This is a genomic window from Clostridium estertheticum (assembly GCF_026650985.1).
GTDB classification, from domain to species: Bacteria; Bacillota; Clostridia; order Clostridiales; family Clostridiaceae; genus Clostridium_AD; species Clostridium_AD estertheticum_C.
This window is the reverse complement of sequence record NZ_CP086239.1, coordinates 92,755-111,656: the sequence shown is the minus strand read 5'-3', so window position 1 is coordinate 111,656 and position 18,902 is coordinate 92,755. Positions and strand designations below refer to the sequence as shown.

General features: G+C 31.1%; 15 protein-coding genes. 2 read left to right on the top strand and 13 right to left on the bottom strand.

Translation table 11 applies throughout. From position 1 onward, the window contains the following. Positions 1 to 32: 32 nt before the first annotated feature. On the bottom strand, positions 33 to 1,298 hold the full coding sequence (locus LL038_RS00440) for an MDR family MFS transporter (RefSeq protein WP_216119530.1): 1,266 nt from the start codon (positions 1,296 to 1,298) through the stop codon (positions 33 to 35). 344 nt (positions 1,299 to 1,642) lie between these two features. Here LL038_RS00440 and LL038_RS00435 point away from each other — a divergent pair, with 344 nt between their 5' ends. Both LL038_RS00435 and LL038_RS00430 read left to right on the top strand, forming a co-directional pair. Beyond that, a complete protein-coding gene (locus tag LL038_RS00435; RefSeq protein ID WP_216119529.1) occupies positions 1,643 to 2,125 on the top strand; it encodes a PTS sugar transporter subunit IIA in 483 nt (160 codons plus the stop codon). A 17-nt stretch (positions 2,126 to 2,142) separates the two neighbouring features. Then, the gene (locus LL038_RS00430; protein ID WP_216119528.1) at positions 2,143 to 2,427 is read left to right on the top strand and encodes a PTS sugar transporter subunit IIB; all 285 of its coding nucleotides are present in this window, start codon (positions 2,143 to 2,145) and stop codon (positions 2,425 to 2,427) included. A 71-nt stretch (positions 2,428 to 2,498) separates the two neighbouring features. Here the strand turns inward: LL038_RS00430 and LL038_RS00425 are convergent, their stop codons facing one another. The 12 genes from LL038_RS00425 to ord all read right to left on the bottom strand — a co-directional run bounded on the left by LL038_RS00425 (position 2,499) and on the right by ord (position 18,900). After that, positions 2,499 to 3,503 (bottom strand): LacI family DNA-binding transcriptional regulator, encoded by a 1,005-nt coding sequence (locus tag LL038_RS00425; RefSeq protein WP_216119765.1) that lies wholly within the window; start codon positions 3,501 to 3,503, stop codon positions 2,499 to 2,501. A gap of 132 nt (positions 3,504 to 3,635) precedes the next feature. Then, a complete protein-coding gene (gene galT, locus LL038_RS00420) occupies positions 3,636 to 5,156 on the bottom strand; it encodes a UDP-glucose--hexose-1-phosphate uridylyltransferase (RefSeq protein WP_216119527.1) in 1,521 nt (506 codons plus the stop codon). Positions 5,157 to 5,237: 81 nt separating this feature from the next. Further along, the gene (locus LL038_RS00415) at positions 5,238 to 6,398 is read right to left on the bottom strand and encodes a galactokinase (RefSeq protein WP_216119526.1); all 1,161 of its coding nucleotides are present in this window, start codon (positions 6,396 to 6,398) and stop codon (positions 5,238 to 5,240) included. Positions 6,399 to 6,628: 230 nt separating this feature from the next. Next, complete coding sequence (gene arcC / locus LL038_RS00410) at positions 6,629 to 7,579, bottom strand: carbamate kinase (protein WP_216119525.1); 951 nt, start codon at positions 7,577 to 7,579, stop codon at positions 6,629 to 6,631. Between the two features lie 66 nt (positions 7,580 to 7,645). Beyond that, a complete protein-coding gene (locus tag LL038_RS00405) occupies positions 7,646 to 8,767 on the bottom strand; it encodes an aminotransferase (RefSeq protein ID WP_216119524.1) in 1,122 nt (373 codons plus the stop codon). A gap of 23 nt (positions 8,768 to 8,790) precedes the next feature. Further along, on the bottom strand, positions 8,791 to 10,212 hold the full coding sequence (arcD, locus tag LL038_RS00400) for an arginine-ornithine antiporter (protein WP_216119523.1): 1,422 nt from the start codon (positions 10,210 to 10,212) through the stop codon (positions 8,791 to 8,793). Between the two features lie 95 nt (positions 10,213 to 10,307). After that, complete coding sequence (argF, locus tag LL038_RS00395) at positions 10,308 to 11,309, bottom strand: ornithine carbamoyltransferase (RefSeq protein WP_216119764.1); 1,002 nt, start codon at positions 11,307 to 11,309, stop codon at positions 10,308 to 10,310. Positions 11,310 to 11,349: 40 nt separating this feature from the next. Continuing rightward, positions 11,350 to 12,573, bottom strand: coding sequence for an arginine deiminase (arcA, locus tag LL038_RS00390; protein ID WP_216119522.1), 1,224 nt, complete (start codon positions 12,571 to 12,573; stop codon positions 11,350 to 11,352). 551 nt (positions 12,574 to 13,124) lie between these two features. Continuing rightward, positions 13,125 to 14,531, bottom strand: coding sequence for an amino acid permease (locus LL038_RS00385; protein WP_216119521.1), 1,407 nt, complete (start codon positions 14,529 to 14,531; stop codon positions 13,125 to 13,127). A gap of 80 nt (positions 14,532 to 14,611) precedes the next feature. Next, positions 14,612 to 16,270, bottom strand: coding sequence for a M20/M25/M40 family metallo-hydrolase (locus LL038_RS00380; RefSeq protein ID WP_253200189.1), 1,659 nt, complete (start codon positions 16,268 to 16,270; stop codon positions 14,612 to 14,614). Positions 16,271 to 16,394: 124 nt separating this feature from the next. Beyond that, a complete protein-coding gene (locus LL038_RS00375; RefSeq protein WP_216119519.1) occupies positions 16,395 to 17,816 on the bottom strand; it encodes an amino acid permease in 1,422 nt (473 codons plus the stop codon). A 37-nt stretch (positions 17,817 to 17,853) separates the two neighbouring features. Further along, a complete protein-coding gene (gene ord, locus LL038_RS00370) occupies positions 17,854 to 18,900 on the bottom strand; it encodes a 2,4-diaminopentanoate dehydrogenase (RefSeq protein ID WP_216119518.1) in 1,047 nt (348 codons plus the stop codon). Positions 18,901 to 18,902 lie beyond the last annotated feature (2 nt).

Below are 18,902 nucleotides of genomic sequence, written 5' to 3'. Positions count from 1 at the left end.
CTTTGATTATTGCTCATTTTTTAATTAATCTACTAAATATCCTCGTAAGCCTCTAAACATTCCACTCTTTTCTCTATATTTGTTTCCGACTTTATTTTTAGAATGTACATCCCTAAAGCTCCAAATAGTGATAAAAAGAAAACCAATGGCCACACTGCGTTAACCCCTAACCCATCCATATATTTACCCATAAGTGATGTGCCAAGAGCCCCTCCTATTGCAAAACTTAATGATGTAATTGCATTAAATCTTGCTCTAAAATTTTGCGGAGTATTATTTGATATATATACTCCAAAATTTGTCGCATTCATAATTTCTCCAATTGTCCATATAAGCGTTGATATAATATATAATGGCATTGAATGGATAAATGTAATCATTCCAAATCCAATTGCATACAGGATTCCTGACATTGCAATTGCACTTAATGGATTCCAATTTCTTATTTTATTTGTTATAAAGATAGTCATAACGAGAACTGTTATAGCATTACAGCTTATAAGGATGCCATAATTTCTCGCTCCACTACCTCCAAAGACATTATCTAACATAATCGGTAGTGAAAAAACGTTCTGAGTATAAGTAAAACTTAAAAATATATTAATAATTAGAAAAATTATAATTTTAGGACGTTTTATTAAAGCTGTAAAAACATTACCATCCTCACATTTTTCTTCATTTCTAATACATTCGTCGTTATTGCAATCTGGCAATGTCTCTTTTATATTTAATACTACTAGAATTACAGCCACAAATGAAGTAACTGCATCACCTATAAATATAAGCGGTATATAATGACTAAATAAAAATCCAGCTACTAGTGGTCCAAGAGCCGCTCCTAAATTAATTCCTAGATATGATATTGAGAAGCCAATCTGCCTTTTTTCGGCAGGCAATACGTCCGCTATAATTGCTGACATAATTGGCCGAACACCTCCATTGAAAAATGAAGATATACAAACAAGCGTTATAATAATATTAGGGCTTTTAGTGAACACGCATAAAAGCAAAAAAAAACCTGCACTAAATTGAAATATAGCATATGATTTTCTGCGTCCAATGTGATCTGCAATTTTTCCTCCAGCGATTGATCCCGGAATTGATGATAATGTAATAAGCATTACTGCAAATCCTGCGCTCTTATAGTCAAATCCCATTTTCTTAACTAAAAATAAAGTTAGAAATGGTAAAACAAAATCCCCAAAACGATTTGTGACTTGTGCTAAAAATAAAATATAAATACTTTTAGGTAATCCTTTATATGTATCAAAACACCTCAGCTTTATCAGTCCTTTCATTAATATTTCTATAATTTTTACATGTATTCTAATATTCTACATTTATATACAATTCCCTTTAATTTCTTTTTTTATATGATTAAGCGTTAAATAAATCCTTTGCTTCCTCTAGTAACTCTTAAATCAAAAATCATCCTAGTTATTTTACATAAAAGTCTATAAATTAACTATAAATTACATCTTATGTTTAAAAATATGTAGTTTATGTAATTATTAGGTTATATTTGTACTAATTATTTTAATGAAATTGGTTGTTATAGATTTATTTTTACTATATAATTGATTTGTGGATTAAATTAAATTATGTATACCTTTACGGTAAAACTATGTTAGGATGATGCGATATGAATTTAGAATTATGTTATGAAAACGTTTTAGTATTTAGGAATCTAGAATTTTTAAATAGTACAGAAGCTTTAAACTTTTTATCCTCAAAACTATATGAAAAAGGTTATATAAAAAAAGAATATCAAATAGCTATTATCGAAAGGGAAGAAAAGTATCCTACCGCTCTACCATCATTAGATATTAAAATAGCTATACCTCATGCAACTCATACTTTAGTAAATAAGGCAGCCTTATCTATAGGCATCCTTAAAAGTCCAGTAGAATTTAGATCTATGGGGGATAATAATATCAAATTAAATGTACAAATTATTATAATGCTAGCTCTAAAAGAACCTCACGGTCACATTGAAATGTTACAAAAAATAGTTAAACTTATTAAAAATCCTAAGGCCTTAAAATCAATTGTTAACGCTCCCTCAATTGAGGAAGTTTTAAATACAATAAAACCATATTTAGTTAATAATAAAAAATTATCATAACCTAGGAGGAATTTAAAATGAAAAAAATATTAGTAGCTTGTGGAACTGGAATAGCAACCTCAACGGTAGTTGCAGTTAAAATCAAAGAAATTTGTGAAAAGGAAGGTATAGATGTAATTATAACTCCCTGTAAACTTACAGATGTTCAGTCAATAGTCCCAGATTATGATTTATTAGTAACAACAGGTACATTTGATGTATCAGAAATAAATGTCCATATAATACCAGCTATATCCCTACTAACCGGTGTGGGTGAAGAAGACACACTTAATCAAATTATAAAAACATTAAAGGAAGAATAATCAAACTATATATACAATAAGCCGTACCCCATTTATTTAGAGGGTACGGCTTATTTAAAAAGCAAACTGCTTTATAAATTTTTTTTAATTTGCGAGCAGCTACCTCTTTCTATAATTTTTGTTGGTATAACTACTTTTTTAGCTATTTCTCTTTCATCTTTTAACTGCTCAATTATTAACTCTACAGCAGTTTCTCCCATAAACTCCATATATATTTTTACTGTAGTTAAGGGAGGTACTATAAACTGTGATGTTATATTATCATTATATGATATTACACTTATATCTTCTGGTATTTGGAGGTTAGCTTCACTTATAGCTCTATAAGCTCCTATTGCCATAGAATCATTAGCTACTATATAAGCCGTTATATCGTTTTTATCTTCTAACGCCTTTTTCATGAGTTCATAACCACTTTGTGGTGTAAATTTACCTATATACAAATTAGTTTTATAATCTATTCCTCTAAGTCGCATTTCTTCTTTATATGTTCTCTCACGCCTATCCACAAAAATATCTTTACCATCATTAACGTATTCTATTCCACTAATAAAGCCAATATTTTTATGTCCGAGCTTCTCTAAATAATTTAATATATTAATAGTTGCATACTTTAAATCACACACTACAGAATCATAACTATCACTTTCAGGTGACGAGTCAACAAATACTATATTCTCTGATACTGTTTTAAGCTTTTCCAGTTCCCTAATCCCAAATTTGCCAATAGCTATAATCCCATCTACTTCTTTTAAACCTATATTAAAAAGCGGTGATAATTTCACCACTTCTATATTTTCACTAGCACATTTTTTCTCTACAGCTAGTCTTATAGATAAATAATATGGATCTAGTACTTCCTCTTTTTCAGTGTACCAATTTGCTATAGCAACCTTAAATGTACTTTTTTTAATGTTTTTATCATTTTTTTTAACATAGTTTAATTCCTCAGCAACTTGAAATATTCTTTGTTTTGTAATATCCGTTACATTTAATTTTTCATCAAAGTTTAATACCCTTGATACAGTAGCAATTGATACTCCAGCGCTGTTTGCTATATCTTTTATTGTTACCATTAATTTCACACTCACTTGCCTTTTCGTTATTTTGACAATACTAAAATCTTATTTCTCTAATTTATGGTTAAAGAGTGAATTATTGTATAATCCACTCTTTAATGACCTTTTGAAATGTTTTAAACCATTTCTCTATAAACTATTAATAAATTTATTAAAAGCTTGTTTTCCCTTAACATCTGTTTTAAATACTCCAGCTTGTTCTAGGACGTTTGAAAATACAATACCTATTTCTTTTTTTAATATTTCATCAACATTTTTTTCATTAATATCTGAATATTTTTGAACAAGCTTTATTGCCCATTCTTTATGTTTTATAAGGTCCTCTTTATTATCTAGTTCCCTAAATATATCTTTATCTTTATTATTTACTAAATAATAACTTAGCTCTTTTATCTCTGTTTTTAATCTTGCTGGTAAAACTGCAAGTCCCATAACCTCGATGAGTCCAATATTTTCTTTCTTTATGTTGTGTAACTCCTTATGAGGATGGAAAATTCCGTCTGGGTACTGAGCTGATGTTCTATTATTTCTTAGAACTAAATCTATCTCGTATGATTCTCCTCGTCTCCTAGCTATAGGTGTTATTGCGTTATGTGGAGTATCACCCGTAAATGCACTTATGGTCACGCTCTCATCAGAATAATTCTTCCACTCTTTCAAAATGTGATCTGCAAGTTTTACAAGTGTTTCCTTATCTTTACCATTTATTCTAACAACACTCATAGGCCACTTAACTCTACCAATTGTTACTCCCTCGTATCCTTTAACATTAAATTCTTCCTCTATAGGTGCCTTTGCCATAGCAAATTCATAGTTTCCACCTTGGAAATGATCATGACTTAATATTGATCCTCCAACTATAGGAAGATCTGCATTAGATCCTACGAAATAGTGTGGATATTGCTCCACAAAATCTAGTAACCTTTTAAATGTTTCCTTGCATATTTTCATTGGCACATGTTCACCATTTAATATTATACAATGTTCATTGTAATAAACATAAGGAGAATATTGTAAAAACCATTTATCTTTATCTAATATAACAGGTATAAGCCTGTGATTTCCTCTAGCTGGATGATTTATTCTACCTGCATAACCCTCATTTTCTTTGCAAAGCAAACAGGAAGGGTAAGCACTTGATTTTAAATTTTTAGCTCTGGCAATTTCTTTTGGATCCTTTTCAGGTTTAGATAAATTAATAGTAATATCTATATCTCCATAACTTGTTGCTACTTTCCATTTTAAATCCTTTTGCACTCTTTCCCATCTTATATAATTTGAACTTATACTTAATTTATAAAAATAATCCGTTGCTTTTCTTGGACTTTCCTTATAAAGCCTTTTAAATTCTTTTATTATTTCTGATGGTCTTCCTATTAAACAAGCCATTATTTTTGTGTCAAATAAATCCCTGGCAATTATGCCATCATCATTTATTACTTTATTGTCGTACGCCCACCTATTTATATTATCCAAAACTTGTTGCACTTCATATTCTTTATCTTCAATATTTTCTTCTTTAATTTCATCTAAAGATAAAGTTTCTAGAAGTCTGTTTTTTGTATATATTAAATCCTCTGGAGTTATTAATTGCTTATTTATTGCATAATAAAGTAACTTTTGGACCTCACTTGAAATGTTTACTGCCATGTTATCATCTCCTAGTAGTTTCATCTTCTTCGAAGCTGCAAGTCATCACCTTCGGTGCTGCTTTCATCATCTGCGAAGCTGTTATAGTTTTCTTGCACCATCACCTATTTGAGCTACATAAAAGACTGCTTCGTATCCTATTTTCTTCTTATATTCTTCCCCAACATTTTTAATGAAATCATCTACAAATTCATCTTTAACTATACTTACTGTGCATCCACCAAAACCAGCTCCTGTCATTCTTGACCCAACTACACCTGGCATTTTCCATGCAATTTCAACTAAAGTATCTAGTTCTATTCCTGTAACTTCATAATCATCTCTTAATGATACATGCGACTTATTCATTAACTCACCAAATAATTTTATATCTTTATCTTCAAGTGCTTTTACAGCTTTTAAAGTTCTTTGATTCTCATAAATAGCATGCTTTGCACGTCTTGCACAAACTTCATTTTTTATAAGATGTCTGTTTTTTTCAAATACATCTTCATTTATTTCACAAAGAGCATTGATTTTAAGTTCGCTTTGTAAATCTTTAAGAGCAGTTTCACATTCTGATCTTCTTTCATTATATTTAGAATCAGCAAGACCTCTTCTTTTATTCGTGTTTGATATTACTATAGATGCTCCATCAAGTTTTATGCTTGAATATTGATATTTTAATGTATTTGTATCTAATAATATTGCTTTGTCTTTTTTACCCATACCTATAGCAAATTGATCCATAATACCACAATTTACACCTACATATTCATTTTCTGCCTTTTGACTATACTTAACGATATCTATCATACTAAGGTCAAAATTATATAAATCCTTTAAAACAACACCTGTGACTACCTCAATAGATGCTGAAGAAGATAATCCTGCACCATTTGGTATATTCCCGTAAAATAATATATCAAATCCACTATCTATTTTCATACCGTTATTTTCAAAAACCCAAATTACTCCCTTAGGATAATTTGCCCAATCGTGCTCTTTGTTATACTTCATGTCATCTATGTTTATTTCCATTATTCCTAATTCTTCAAAATTCTCCGAATAAAATCTTATCTTTTTATCAGTTCGCTTTTTAATTAATGCATAAGTACCAAAAGTTATTGCACATGGAAAAACATTACCACCGTTATAATCTGTGTGCTCTCCTATTAAATTCACTCTACCTGGAGCGAAAAAAACCTTTTCAGCCTCGCTTTTATAAACCCTCTTAAACATATCTTTTAATTTATTAATCATAATTGAATTCCTCCCTATAATAAATAGTTTTCGTGTTTCTCTATATGTATAGGTTATCATTGTTTTAGTAAAATTTCAATAGTTTTAGTAAAATAATTATTTTTTATTATATTTGTATTTGATTTCATTCAAAAAAATCACCCCATTGAATGGAATCAACTATTTTTCAGTTGATTCCATTCAATAGGATGAAGTTATATATAAATATAATCTTATGCTTTAATTTTAATCTATTTTGTTATTATTGTACCCGCTACTTCTCTTATTGCATCCTTAGCTTTTTCAAGGGATGTTATAATTGCTTTTCTCCCCTCTTTTGCTTCGACGAATATAAGAGCAGCTTTTATTTTTGGAAGCATGGAACCAGGAGCAAATTGTCCTTCTTTCATATAAGTTTTAGCTTCTTCTACTGTTATTTTTGAAAGGTTCTTTTGATTTGGTTTGCCAAAGTTAATAGCAACTTGCTCGACTGCTGTAAGCACAACAAGAAGATCAGCATTTATTAATTCCGCTATTTTACAAGAAGCAAAATCTTTGTCTATTACAGCTGGTACTCCTTTAAGGTTACCATTACCTGTGTCAATTACAGGTATACCTCCTCCACCAACAGTTATAACAATATGTCCAGCATCAACTAATGTTTTAATAATAGGTTTTTCAACTATATCAATTGGTAATGGAGATGCCACAACTCGTCTCCAACCTCTATTAGAATCTTCCTTCATTGTATATCCTTTTTCAGTCATTAATTTATTAGCCTGCTCCTGTGTAAAGAAAGAACCTACTGGTTTAGTTGGGTTCTTAAATCCCGGGTCGTTTGCATCTACTATTACTTGAGTAATTACGGTAGCAACTTCTTTATTTATTCCTCTTTTTCTCATCTCTGCCCTAATACTTTGTTGTAAATGGTAGCCTATATATCCTTGACTCATAGCACCGCATTCAGGGAATGGCATTACTGGACTATTTGCATTTATAGAAGCTGCGGCTTCATAAGTAGCTACAAGTTGACCTACTTGAGGTCCATTACCATGAGCAATAATAACCTCATGGCCTTCTTCAATTAAATCTACAATAGTCTCTGAAGTTTGTTTTGCTGTTATTAACTGCGCTTCTGCTGTAGTATCTTTCGGATTTGCTTGAAGGGCATTCCCCCCAAGTGCAATTACTATTCTTGACATATTAATTTCTCCTTTCATACCTAATCTAAAATATACTATTTTCATAAAAAATCATTTCAGATTAGATTATTTATCAAACTTTCTTAAATAAGCAGATAACTCTTTTAATCCATTTTTTAATATTTCTGTATGTGTACAGTAACCTAATCTAGCATGTCCCGGAACATCAAAACGATTGCCAGGTACTAAAAGGACCCCTTTTTCTTTTAGAATATCTATACAAAATTGCTCAACATCAATCGGTATATCTAATTTAATAAATGATGTAGAAACATATTTCGGAAATACTAATGAAACACGTGGCTCATTTTTAACCCATTCCTTAACAATCTCTAAATTCGTATGAACAATTTTTTTATTTCTATCGTAGACCAATTCTTTATTTTTTAATATATGAACAGCTAAATAATCATCAAAAACGCCCGCACAAATCATAGTATAGTCACGATATTTTCTAAATGAATCTGCGAGTTCTGTATTGCTAGCAATCCAACCAACACGTATTCCTGGAACCGAATATGTTTTTGATAAGCTGTTAGTCGAAATTCCTTTATCGTATAAGTCTACTATTGAAGAAACGATAATTGATGAGTCCAAAGGTTTATATACTTCATCAACTAAAATATAAGCACCAACATTACTCGCAATTTTTACTATTTCTTTAAGAAAGTCATCATCAAATATAGTTCCAGTAGGATTGTTTGCATTATTCAAACAAATTAATTTTGTATTTGGACGTACTAATTTTTTTAGTTCATTAAGCTTTGGCAACCAATCATTTTCTTCATAAATTTCCCAAAATTCTACTTCGGCACCAAAAGACTTTGGAATATCATATAATTGTTGATAACTAGGATGCATCGAAATTACATGATCACCGGGCTCAATTAATGAGTATACTGCTAAAAGATTTGCACCAGTTGCTCCATTTGTTTGTAGAATATTTTCAGGTGGAACATTTTTATATAGTTTACTAACTTCTTTTTTAAACCCTGGAGAACCCTCTATCCATCCATAGTTCATTTTTGTTTTTAATAGTCCATTAAAAAATTCCTTTGTAGTTGTACCATCTATAGATATTATTTCTTCTAATGAAAATGATGCAATCGAACTTCCTGCTATATCATAAATAGCATCATTTTCCCAAACATTTAACCATTCTTCAACGCCAAAACTTGCAATGTTCATATTAAATCATCTCCTTCAATAATTTAAATAGCAACTTTTCCTGTAGCTAATTGATAAATGATATATATTGATCCTATAACAATTAAAGCAGTTAATATAGCTTGTCTCTTTGTTAGCCATTCCTTTTCACCGTTTTCTTTTCTAGCCATGGCAAAAAACACAATTCCAGGAATATAAGCTATAAGGCATAGTAAAGTATAGTTTAGTCCTGAAACTACTATTGCCCATATTTCAAAAATCACAGTAATTAACCCTACTATTATTTGTTTTATTTGTCCTTTTTCATGTCTGTTTAGATAAGATATTTTAAATTGGTACAATCCAACAAATAAGTAACATACGAGTATTGCAGCGGTACAAAGAGAATAAGCAAATTGGTATGCCTTATCTGTAAATAAGAAAGTAAAAATAAACAATTGAGTTAATGCCGCTGTGATAATTAAAGAAAAAGTTGGTGCACCAGCCTTATTTACTTTACCAAATACTTTTGGTAATAACTTTGAACGAGCCATTAAAAGAGTTGTTTCAGATGGTAGCATCGTCCAAGATAACCATGCACCTGAAATCGAGATTATTAAACCTACGTTTATAAATGCAGCTCCCCAAGGTCCAACAATATCTTTTAAGATATAAGCCATTGAAGGAGTAGCTAATTTCGCTAACTGATCTTTACTCATAACACCATAAGGAATCATTGAAGCAAGAATATAAATAGTTAATAACCCTATTAACCCAAGAATAGTTGCTCTTCCAGCTTCAGATTTTTTATTAGCACGAGAAGATAACATAGAAGCTCCCTCTATACCAACAAAAACCCACATCATTACCATCATACAACTTTTAACTTGTGAGAATATATCTGACAACTTAAAATTAGTAGATATGTTACCCCAAAAATGATTTGTGAATAAATCCACCTTAAAAGCTACAATACCTATTACTATGAATAAAAAGATAGGTATTAATTTAAATATGGTAACTACTGTATTTATAACAGCAGCTTCCTCAACGCCTCTATTAACTATGTAGGTAAGTATCCACATAATAATACTTGCACCAATAATTGAGGCAACATTTTGACCATTTCCAAAGACAGGGAAGAAATATGAAAGTGTACTCATAAGCATTGTAGCAAATGCTACATTACCAAGCCATGCGGATAACCAATACCCCCATCCACTAATGAACCCTCCAAATTTCCCAAAACCATCTTCTGCATAGCTGAATATACCATTCAATTCAGGTTTTTTTAATAATAAATTGTTAAAAGATAATGATAACATTAAGATACCAAAGCCAACAATTATCCATGCAATAATTGCAGGTCCTGCAGCAGCACCTGATGCTAAATCACCTGATATATTAAATATGCCAGCACCTATTGAGGAAGTAATAACTAGTGCTGTTAGTGAAAATACGCCTAGTTTTTTAGATTTATCAGCCATTTTATAATCTCCTTCTAACCTGCTAGTAATATTGGAATTTGGCGAGAGTAATAATATTACCCTCACCAAAGTTTATAATTGTAAATTATTTTAGGCTAGTTTCCAAGTGTAGCAACCATAACAGCTTTTATTGTATGCATCCTATTTTCTGCTTCATCAAATACAATAGAATGTTTACTTTCAAATACTTCATCCGTAACTTCTAAGCCTTCAAGACCATATTTTTCAAATATTTCTTTTCCTACGATAGTCTTTAAGTCATGGAATGCTGGTAGACAATGCATAAATTTAACATTCTTATTGCCTGTCTTATTAAGCATTTCCATATTAACTTGGTATGGTCTTAATAATTTTATTCTTGATGCCCAAACTTCATCTGCTTCACCCATGGAAACCCATACATCTGTGTATATTACATCTGCATTTTTAACTCCTGTATCCACATTATCTGTAATAGTTATTTTTGCTCCTGTAACTTTCGCAATTTCATTACATTTTTGAACTAATGCTGTTTCTGGGAATAAGCTCTTAGGTGACACGATTCTAAAGTCCATACCCATTTTAGCAGCACCTATCATCAATGCATTCGCCATATTGTTTCTTCCGTCACCAGCATATACAAATGAAATGTCACTTAATGGTTTGTCAAAGTGTTCTTTTATAGTTAAAAAATCTGCAAGAATTTGTGTTGGATGATCCTCCGTTGTTAAACCGTTCCATACAGGTACTCCTGCATATTTAGCTAAATCTTCAACAACTTCTTGACCATATCCTCTATATTCTATTCCATCATACATTCTTCCAAGAACTCTCGCTGTATCTGCTACAGACTCTTTCTTACCAATTTGAGTTCCTGTAGGTCCAAGGTAAGTTACATGTGCTCCTTGGTCAAGTGCTCCTACTTCAAAAGCACATCTTGTTCTTGTAGAACTCTTTTCAAATATTAGAGCGATATTTTTACCTTTTAAGTTCTGCTGTTCTGTACCTGCATACTTAGCTTTTTTTAAATCCGCAGCTAAATCTAAAAAGTAGTTTATTTCCTTTGGAGTAAAGTCCATCAAAGTTAAAAAGTTTCTGTTTCTTAAGTTAAACATAATAATTCCTCCTAATATTTTTATTTATATTTTATAATTGTTATTATAAGTTATCTCTATTTAGTGGCATGCTCATACATCTAGGACCGCCTCGTCCTCTTGATAATTCAGCACTTGGCATTGTTATAACTGTTATACCACGTTTTGATAAAATTTCATTTGTAATATAATTTCGTTCATAAGTTATAACCTTTCCTGGTGCAATAGCTAGAGTGTTTGATCCATCATTCCATTGTTCTCTTGCCGCTACAATAGAGTCACCACCACCGCATCTTATCAATTCAACTGAAGGTACCTTTAATGCAGATTTTAATACATTTTGTAATATATCTTTTTCTTGTTTAATATTTATTTCCCCATTAAGACCTTTTGTAATTTCAAAAACATTAAGTGGTCCTTCTATCTCTGGGTGTATTGTAAATTTATCATAATCAACCATAGTAAATACAGTATCAAGATGCATAAATGCTCTGCTAGATGGAATTTCTAATACTAATACTTTTTCAAAAGAAGTATGTTTTGCAAACAAATTTCTTGCTACCACTTCTATAGCCTCAGGTGAAGTTCTTTGACTACATCCTATTGCAAGAGTTGTAGCAGATAATACAAGTTCGTCCCCACCTTCTATATTATTAGGAAGAGTCCTATCATACCAAAGTGGTACTTCCTGCGCTTTAAAGGATTTATGATATTTATGAATAAATTCTAGAAACAACGTCTCACGTCTCCTAGCTTCAGTTTGCATAGTATTTATAGTAATACCATTTCCAATTGAAGCACCTGGATCGCGAGTAAAGTAAAGATTAGGCATAGGATCTAAATAGAATGGATAGTTATTTCCTATTAATCCTCTTAGTGAATGCATTTCTTTAACATCTACATCATTTTTTCTAACTCCAGCCATAAGTATATCAATCATTTCGCTTGTTGGCTTTGACATTAAATAAGCATAAAGAGATTTATATATTTCTTTATTACTAATGTGGCTTTCTTGTAAAAACTGCTGTAAAAATGTCTTTTTTACTTTATCATCTTCCAAAGCCTCTGTAACAAGTTCTTCTAAATAAAGAACCTCTACATCGTTTTCTTTTAAAAGCTTTGCAAATATATCGTGCTCTTTTCTCGCTACCTCTAAATAAGGAATATCATCAAAAAGCAATCTTTCAAGAAGTTCTGGTGTTAAATTTTCTATTTCTCTACCTGGTCTATGTAACATTACTTTATTAAGTTTTCCTATTTCCGAAGTTACATTTATAAATGAATCCATGATATTTCATCTCCCCATCATTTCTTTTGCTGCCCTCATTATAAAGTCTTTTATTTCATAAAGAAAACTCCTTATTATACTATTATTCTACATATTTAGCATCTATTAAGTTTCTCGCTTATTTATAACTCCATTTATATCTTAAGCTCTATTTTGCGCTATAATTATATATACATTACCACTTGCAAATTTCAGACAACTGATTGATTGTATATATATTCACAATGTTCTAATTTATAATGTATAACACAAAAATTATAGCATAAACATACATAAAAGTTTTTTTTGGTTCTTTATACGCATAATTGCATAATAATGCTAAAGTTAAAGTTATATGCCTTATATACTATTAATTATAGTGCTTATATTTATTCACTTTTACTTGTTTTTCCCAATAATAATTATTGAAATCGTTGCCAAAATTAATATTATTAACAGTTTGTTCATAATGTTCGAACCCTAAAATCAGAAAATAGATTTAAAATAAAAAAATAATTTCTGTATTATACAGAAATTATTTTTTTGCTTTGTAATAACTTATTTTTCACCAATTAAAAAACATTAGTATTTTTTATCTTTTTAGAGAAGTATTTAAACGAAATATATAATATAATAATTGTTGGAACTCCTGTAATAACAGCTATTTTTTCTGTTGGATCAAATATCATAGCAATTACGATTATACCATATAATATAAGCGCTAAAATTGGAGTTACTGGATAAAATGGAGTTCTATATTTTAAATCCTCAACCTTATGCCCTTCTGATATATAACGTTTTCGAAATCTCATTTGGCATATACAATCTATTGAATAAATGAATATATCAATACTAGCGAGAAGAGAGATTAAGAAAAGATAAACTGTATCCGCTGCTATAAAACTGGAAACGATCGCAAATGATGCGAACGCAATAGAAATAGCAAGTGAATATATTGGAACTTTATTTTTATTTAGTTTTGCTAATAATTTTGGTGCTTGTTTATGCTTTGCAAGAGACCATAATGTCCTTGTACTTGCATATAAAAAACCATTTGCTGACGAGAGTGCTGATGTAACAACAATTATATTCACTAAAAGTGCAGCTGAACTTATTCCAGCACTTTTAAACATATAAGCAAAGGGACTACCTGCAAGGTTTGCTTCTCTCCAAGGAAGAACACACCCAATTAAAATAACACATACCACATAAATTAAGGTTATAGAAATTACATATCCTTTTATGGCTTTTGGCATTTCAAATCCAGGGTTTTTACTCTCACCTGCTGCAGTTGCAATAAGGTCTGACCCACCAAATGCAAATATAGCAGATAACATACATACAACAATGGCTTTAAACCCATTAGGAAATGCTCCTCCATCATTTACAAAATTAGTGAACCCAATACATTTTCCTCCAATAACACCTGTCATAATTCCAATTCCTACAATAACAAAGAGCGCTACAGCGATAATCTTAACACTTGCAAACCAAAATTCTGTTTCACCATAATTACGAGCTGGAAGTACATTAAGTAAAATTAATAAGATAGTAAAGGCAACAATCCAAACTAGTGAATTTACAGTAGGAAATATATTTTTCATTATAATTGCCGAAGCGACTAATTGAGCTGTAACTGTTACCGCACAACTTATCCACTTCATCCAACCAGACGTAAATCCTATTGCTGGGCTAATAAATTCTGTTGCATAAGCTTGCACATTACCTGAAACTGGCATTGCCACTGTTAGTTCTCCAAGACATGACATCATTAGATACATAATTAATGCACCAATCAAATATGCAACCACCGCGCCACCAGGTCCCGCATTGTGTATAACATAACCTGAGGCTAGAAATATGCCTGTACCTATAGTTGAGCCAAGTGTGTACATTTGAATATGTCTACTTGATAAACTACGCTCAAGTCCTTTAGATTTATCAAGTACCTCTTTTATTTCATTGTTATTTGATTCCATTCTACATTCCCCCTTTATTTAATACTTTGGTAAGCATGTAAATTTAAAATCCAACCCTTGTTTCCAAATCAAATATTTTCTTAATTATTTTTTAAAACATACTCAATTACACCATTAATTAGTCTTGGTGTTTGTCTTATTACATCAATCGTAAAGACTCTTTCTGTAAACTTATGTAGATCCTTTCCGTAAGGACCTATATTTATGCTTGGAATATTTAATTGTTTTATAGTTTCAAATGGAATATCATACATGTTTTTCCAAAGTGGCATATTAAATTCTATATGTGGTATGACGTTCTCACTTTCATTCAAGGCTGCATAACTCATATCAGAAATGCCCATGAAATAATTTCTCTTACTATAAGTTTCATAACACACTTCCCTCGCAATACGAACTACCGCATTGCCAATATGTGATACATTATTATCTAATTCTTTAAAATCATTAATTGATATGTGAGGATAATAAGGTGGAGAAAATGCTATAACCACCATTGGTGTTTTATCTGCAATATATTCTAATGTTTTACCGATTAGAGCCATATTACTCTCGGGCATACCAATGATGTTATTTTTTATATCTATTTTTAATTTATCAATAGTTAAATTATAATCTAAGAGAAATTTTTCTCCAGATTGTTCAATGGCATCATTATATATTTGTGAAAAGGTTTTAACATTTGTCTTCCAAGGAAGTTTATGTTCATCTTCATTTTTCTTATTTAGGTAATTACTGTAGCTTTTATTCATTTTGCATATAACGTTTTCAAATGTTTGTTTAGAAATTTCAAGTAATTGCTCAAGTATTATCTTTGGCGTTCGCTTAAGGGTTAAGACACTAAAATATCCACCTGCCGAATCTGGTATAGACGCATCATAACATTTTTTCCCATCTCTAAAATAGTTCCAGGAAGGTGGCGGTGATACTTCATTCTCTACAACATCTGAGAAGTCCGAATTAAGTTCCGTTTCACTTGCAATTTGCGATAATAAAAGGAGCGGGTTAAATCCTTGAAAAATGTCACCAATATGAGTTTTTTTACCCCTTACATACACAACAGGCATTAATTTTCCAACAGAACCTGTATAAAACACACCTTCATTATTTTCCGTTTTCTGGTGTGGCTCTGAATCAATTAAAATAGTATATTCCAAATCAAATTTATTCTTGATTTTTTCAAGTAACTCTGCACTACTCCTCATTCCGAGTGATAATGATTCCTCATCAGCAACCGATATAAACAGAATATTCCCATTAAAATTTTGCTGTTTTGAAAATTCTTCAATAATTGACAACTGAATTGCAATACCTGCTTTCATGTCTGCAGCTCCTCTTGCAAAAATCCATTCTCCACTTATTAAATCCTCTTCAACATCTTTTGCTAATTCAACATTTTTCAGCATTTCTCTAAGTAATGCAGGTTGATAAGCATAAGGTTTTAGAGTTTGATAATCATAAGCATCTACAACATCATGATGGTTAAGAAGAATAACTGTTTTTCTCCCAACTCCTTTAACTAACCCCCATACGACTGCTCGTTCTAATGAATCATTCTTAAGTGGATAACTTCCTAAGTTATTTGTATTACTTTTAAAATAATCTAATTTTTGTAACCAATCATATAGATATTTTTCAACATCTTTCTCTAGTGACGTTCCTGTATCACTTTGTATTGAAATTAGTTCTTCTAAAGTGTCTTTTATTTTTTTTTCAGAATCTTCCATTAGAACACTCATCACGAATAACACCTCCATATATAATAATAAATTCAGAAGGAGATTTAGATTCCCTCTGAATTTATTTTTGTTATAACATATTATTTATACTTATAAAAATGGATACTTTCCTTCTGAAATGTTACTACACAGAAATTTTACCCATAGCTGCTGCTATTATCATAATAATAGCCACTATAATAATAACTACCATAGCCAACTTTTCTCTATACGTAATTGATTCATTTTTTTCTTTTTTAGCTTTTAAATAAAAACCTATACCTACTGCATAAATTACAACAGCTAAACCTAAATATCCAATTCCTACTGCATAGATAACATAAATTGAATAAATACCTGCAATTATTGATATAATTTTTTCTTTAATATGTCCGCCTTCTTTATTATATACTTTATATGCAAACATAGATGATAATAAGTATGGTATTAATATATTAGTTGTACACATATGAGTTGCTATATAGTAAGCCTTTTGTAGTGCTGGTGATAACATAGCTAAAAGCCCTATTTGTGTTGCAAGCATTGAAAATAAAAGAGCATTTGTAGGTACATTTTTACTATTATTCTTTTTAAACCATTTAGGCATTAGCCCATCTTGTTCTGCTGGAACATACAATATTTCTGTGGTTAACAAAAGCCAGCAAAGGAGTGCTCCTATAAGTGAAATTAAAATTCCAACTTTAACTATCATAGCCCCCGCGCTTCCTAAAGCTGTTTGTGCCAAAACAGCCGCTAATGGCGTTTGTGCTGCAACTAAAGCTTTAGCTGGCAAAATACCCATTGATAATATAGATATTGATACATAAAGTGTTGCCGTTATAGCAAGTGAAATTATTGTTCCTTTACCAACTAGTATTTGTGATTCTGCTCTTTGGGATAAGACTACTAGACCTTCAACACCCACAAAACACCATAAAATTGTCCCCATTGCTCCGCTTATCTGTTTTCCTAAATTAACACTGTCTCCACTTGATGCTAAAACAGTCTGCCAATTATCAACATTAAATATACCTAGCTTAAAAGCTGAAAAACCAAATATAATTACTAAGATTAGTGGTATTACTTTTCCAATTGTAACTACTAAATTCAGGATACCCGCTTGCCTTATACCCCTCCTTATTACAAAATAGTATGACCACAAAAGGATAGATGCAAATATGAATGATAAAATAGGAGGCATGGAATATCCTTCTCCTATTAAACTATTTATAGTCTTAAAAATTAAAATAACAAATGCAATATTCCCAAGGAAAGAACTTGTAAAGTAACCCCAAGCTGAGTTAAACCCTACAAAGTCACCATATCCTTCTTTTGCATATGAATAAATTCCTCCTTTTAATTCCGGTTTTTTATTTGAAAGTAAGTAAAATACCAACCCTAGCATAACTACGCCGAAAACCCCAATACCCCATGAAATAAGGACTGCCATTGGATTTGTTGTTGATATTAGGTCCGTTGGGCTATTAAAAATACCTGATGCAATCATAGTACCAATGCCTAAAGCTACAAGTAGCCCAAGACCTAATTTTTTATTATCTTCTTCCATTATAAAAAACTCCCCCTTAATATTCGTTTATTCTACTTTATTTTACTAAATCTCTTACATCACCTATTATAGCTCTTGGAACTGGTAAATCAAGCATTGTTTTTAGTCCTGGCTCTGAATTCATTACAAGTGGAATCATATTAACACATATAGCAATCGTAGCAATGCCTCCTGGTATCTCTGGTTTTATTTGGAGATTCAAGTTTGGAACTCCCTTGATTGTAATATAATCTCCAGTATCAACATTTTCAAGTTCTGGTCTTATCTGCTGAGGATGCTCCATTGTAGCAAATACTTTATCTCCTAAACTTGCATATCCCAATTGGCTACATCCAGCAACTTCTCCAACTTCCACCGAAACAATATCCGTGCTGCGTGGTACAGTTGTAACAATTGGTGATTTTTCTTGTCTAATATTATTGAACTTGATATTAAACGCTTCTTCAAACATTCCAAAAGATTGCATAAATCCAACGTGTCCATCTACTGTATTGTCTTTAACTCCTTGTATAAATTGTTCTGGTTTTAATCCAATACCTTGCTCAACCATAACTGCTTTACCAAAACAAGCTAAATCATTTACTCTAGTAGCCTTTATGCTATCAACCGTATCAGAAACTCCTGTAAGCATTATAGCAACTAAATCCATTATAAATCCAGGATTTACTCCAGTTCCTAATATTGAGATATTATTTTCTTTAGCTATTCTATCCATATCATCTGATAATTTTGGATCCATTGCTCTTGGGTATGACATTTCTTCAGCTGTTGTTACGATATCCATACCAGCTTCTGCTGCCATTTTTATTAATGGAAATACAACTTTTGTAAAGGACGCTGTTGCCATAAGACAAACATCTGCAAAACTCTTCTTTATAACATCCATAGAATTTCTAGTAACAGTGCAAGAATTATCTTCATTTGCTTTTACACCTAACACTTCATATAGTTTTTTGCCAACCTTATTGGGATCCATATCAATAGCTCCCACGATAGTAAATCCTTTTTTGCTAAGTACCATTTTAGCAATACCGCTTCCCATTGAACCTAATCCCCAAACAACAACTCTTATTTTATTTTTCATAA

Coding starts and splice junctions, on each gene's coding strand:
- LL038_RS00415 (WP_216119526.1), bottom strand. CDS start 6,398: ATGATTAATAAATTAAAAGATATGTTTAAGAGGGTTTATAAAAGCGAG.
- LL038_RS00405 (WP_216119524.1), bottom strand. CDS start 8,767: ATGAACATTGCAAGTTTTGGCGTTGAAGAATGGTTAAATGTTTGGGAA.
- LL038_RS00440 (WP_216119530.1), bottom strand. CDS start 1,298: ATGAAAGGACTGATAAAGCTGAGGTGTTTTGATACATATAAAGGATTA.
- arcD (WP_216119523.1), bottom strand. CDS start 10,212: ATGGCTGATAAATCTAAAAAACTAGGCGTATTTTCACTAACAGCACTA.
- ord (WP_216119518.1), bottom strand. CDS start 18,900: ATGAAAAATAAAATAAGAGTTGTTGTTTGGGGATTAGGTTCAATGGGA.
- galT (WP_216119527.1), bottom strand. CDS start 5,156: ATGGCAGTAAACATTTCAAGTGAGGTCCAAAAGTTACTTTATTATGCA.
- LL038_RS00430 (WP_216119528.1), top strand. CDS start 2,143: ATGAAAAAAATATTAGTAGCTTGTGGAACTGGAATAGCAACCTCAACG.
- LL038_RS00435 (WP_216119529.1), top strand. CDS start 1,643: ATGAATTTAGAATTATGTTATGAAAACGTTTTAGTATTTAGGAATCTA.
- arcC (WP_216119525.1), bottom strand. CDS start 7,579: ATGTCAAGAATAGTAATTGCACTTGGGGGGAATGCCCTTCAAGCAAAT.
- LL038_RS00380 (WP_253200189.1), bottom strand. CDS start 16,270: ATGAGTGTTCTAATGGAAGATTCTGAAAAAAAAATAAAAGACACTTTA.
- LL038_RS00425 (WP_216119765.1), bottom strand. CDS start 3,503: ATGGTAACAATAAAAGATATAGCAAACAGCGCTGGAGTATCAATTGCT.
- LL038_RS00375 (WP_216119519.1), bottom strand. CDS start 17,816: ATGGAAGAAGATAATAAAAAATTAGGTCTTGGGCTACTTGTAGCTTTA.
- LL038_RS00385 (WP_216119521.1), bottom strand. CDS start 14,531: ATGGAATCAAATAACAATGAAATAAAAGAGGTACTTGATAAATCTAAA.
- arcA (WP_216119522.1), bottom strand. CDS start 12,573: ATGGATTCATTTATAAATGTAACTTCGGAAATAGGAAAACTTAATAAA.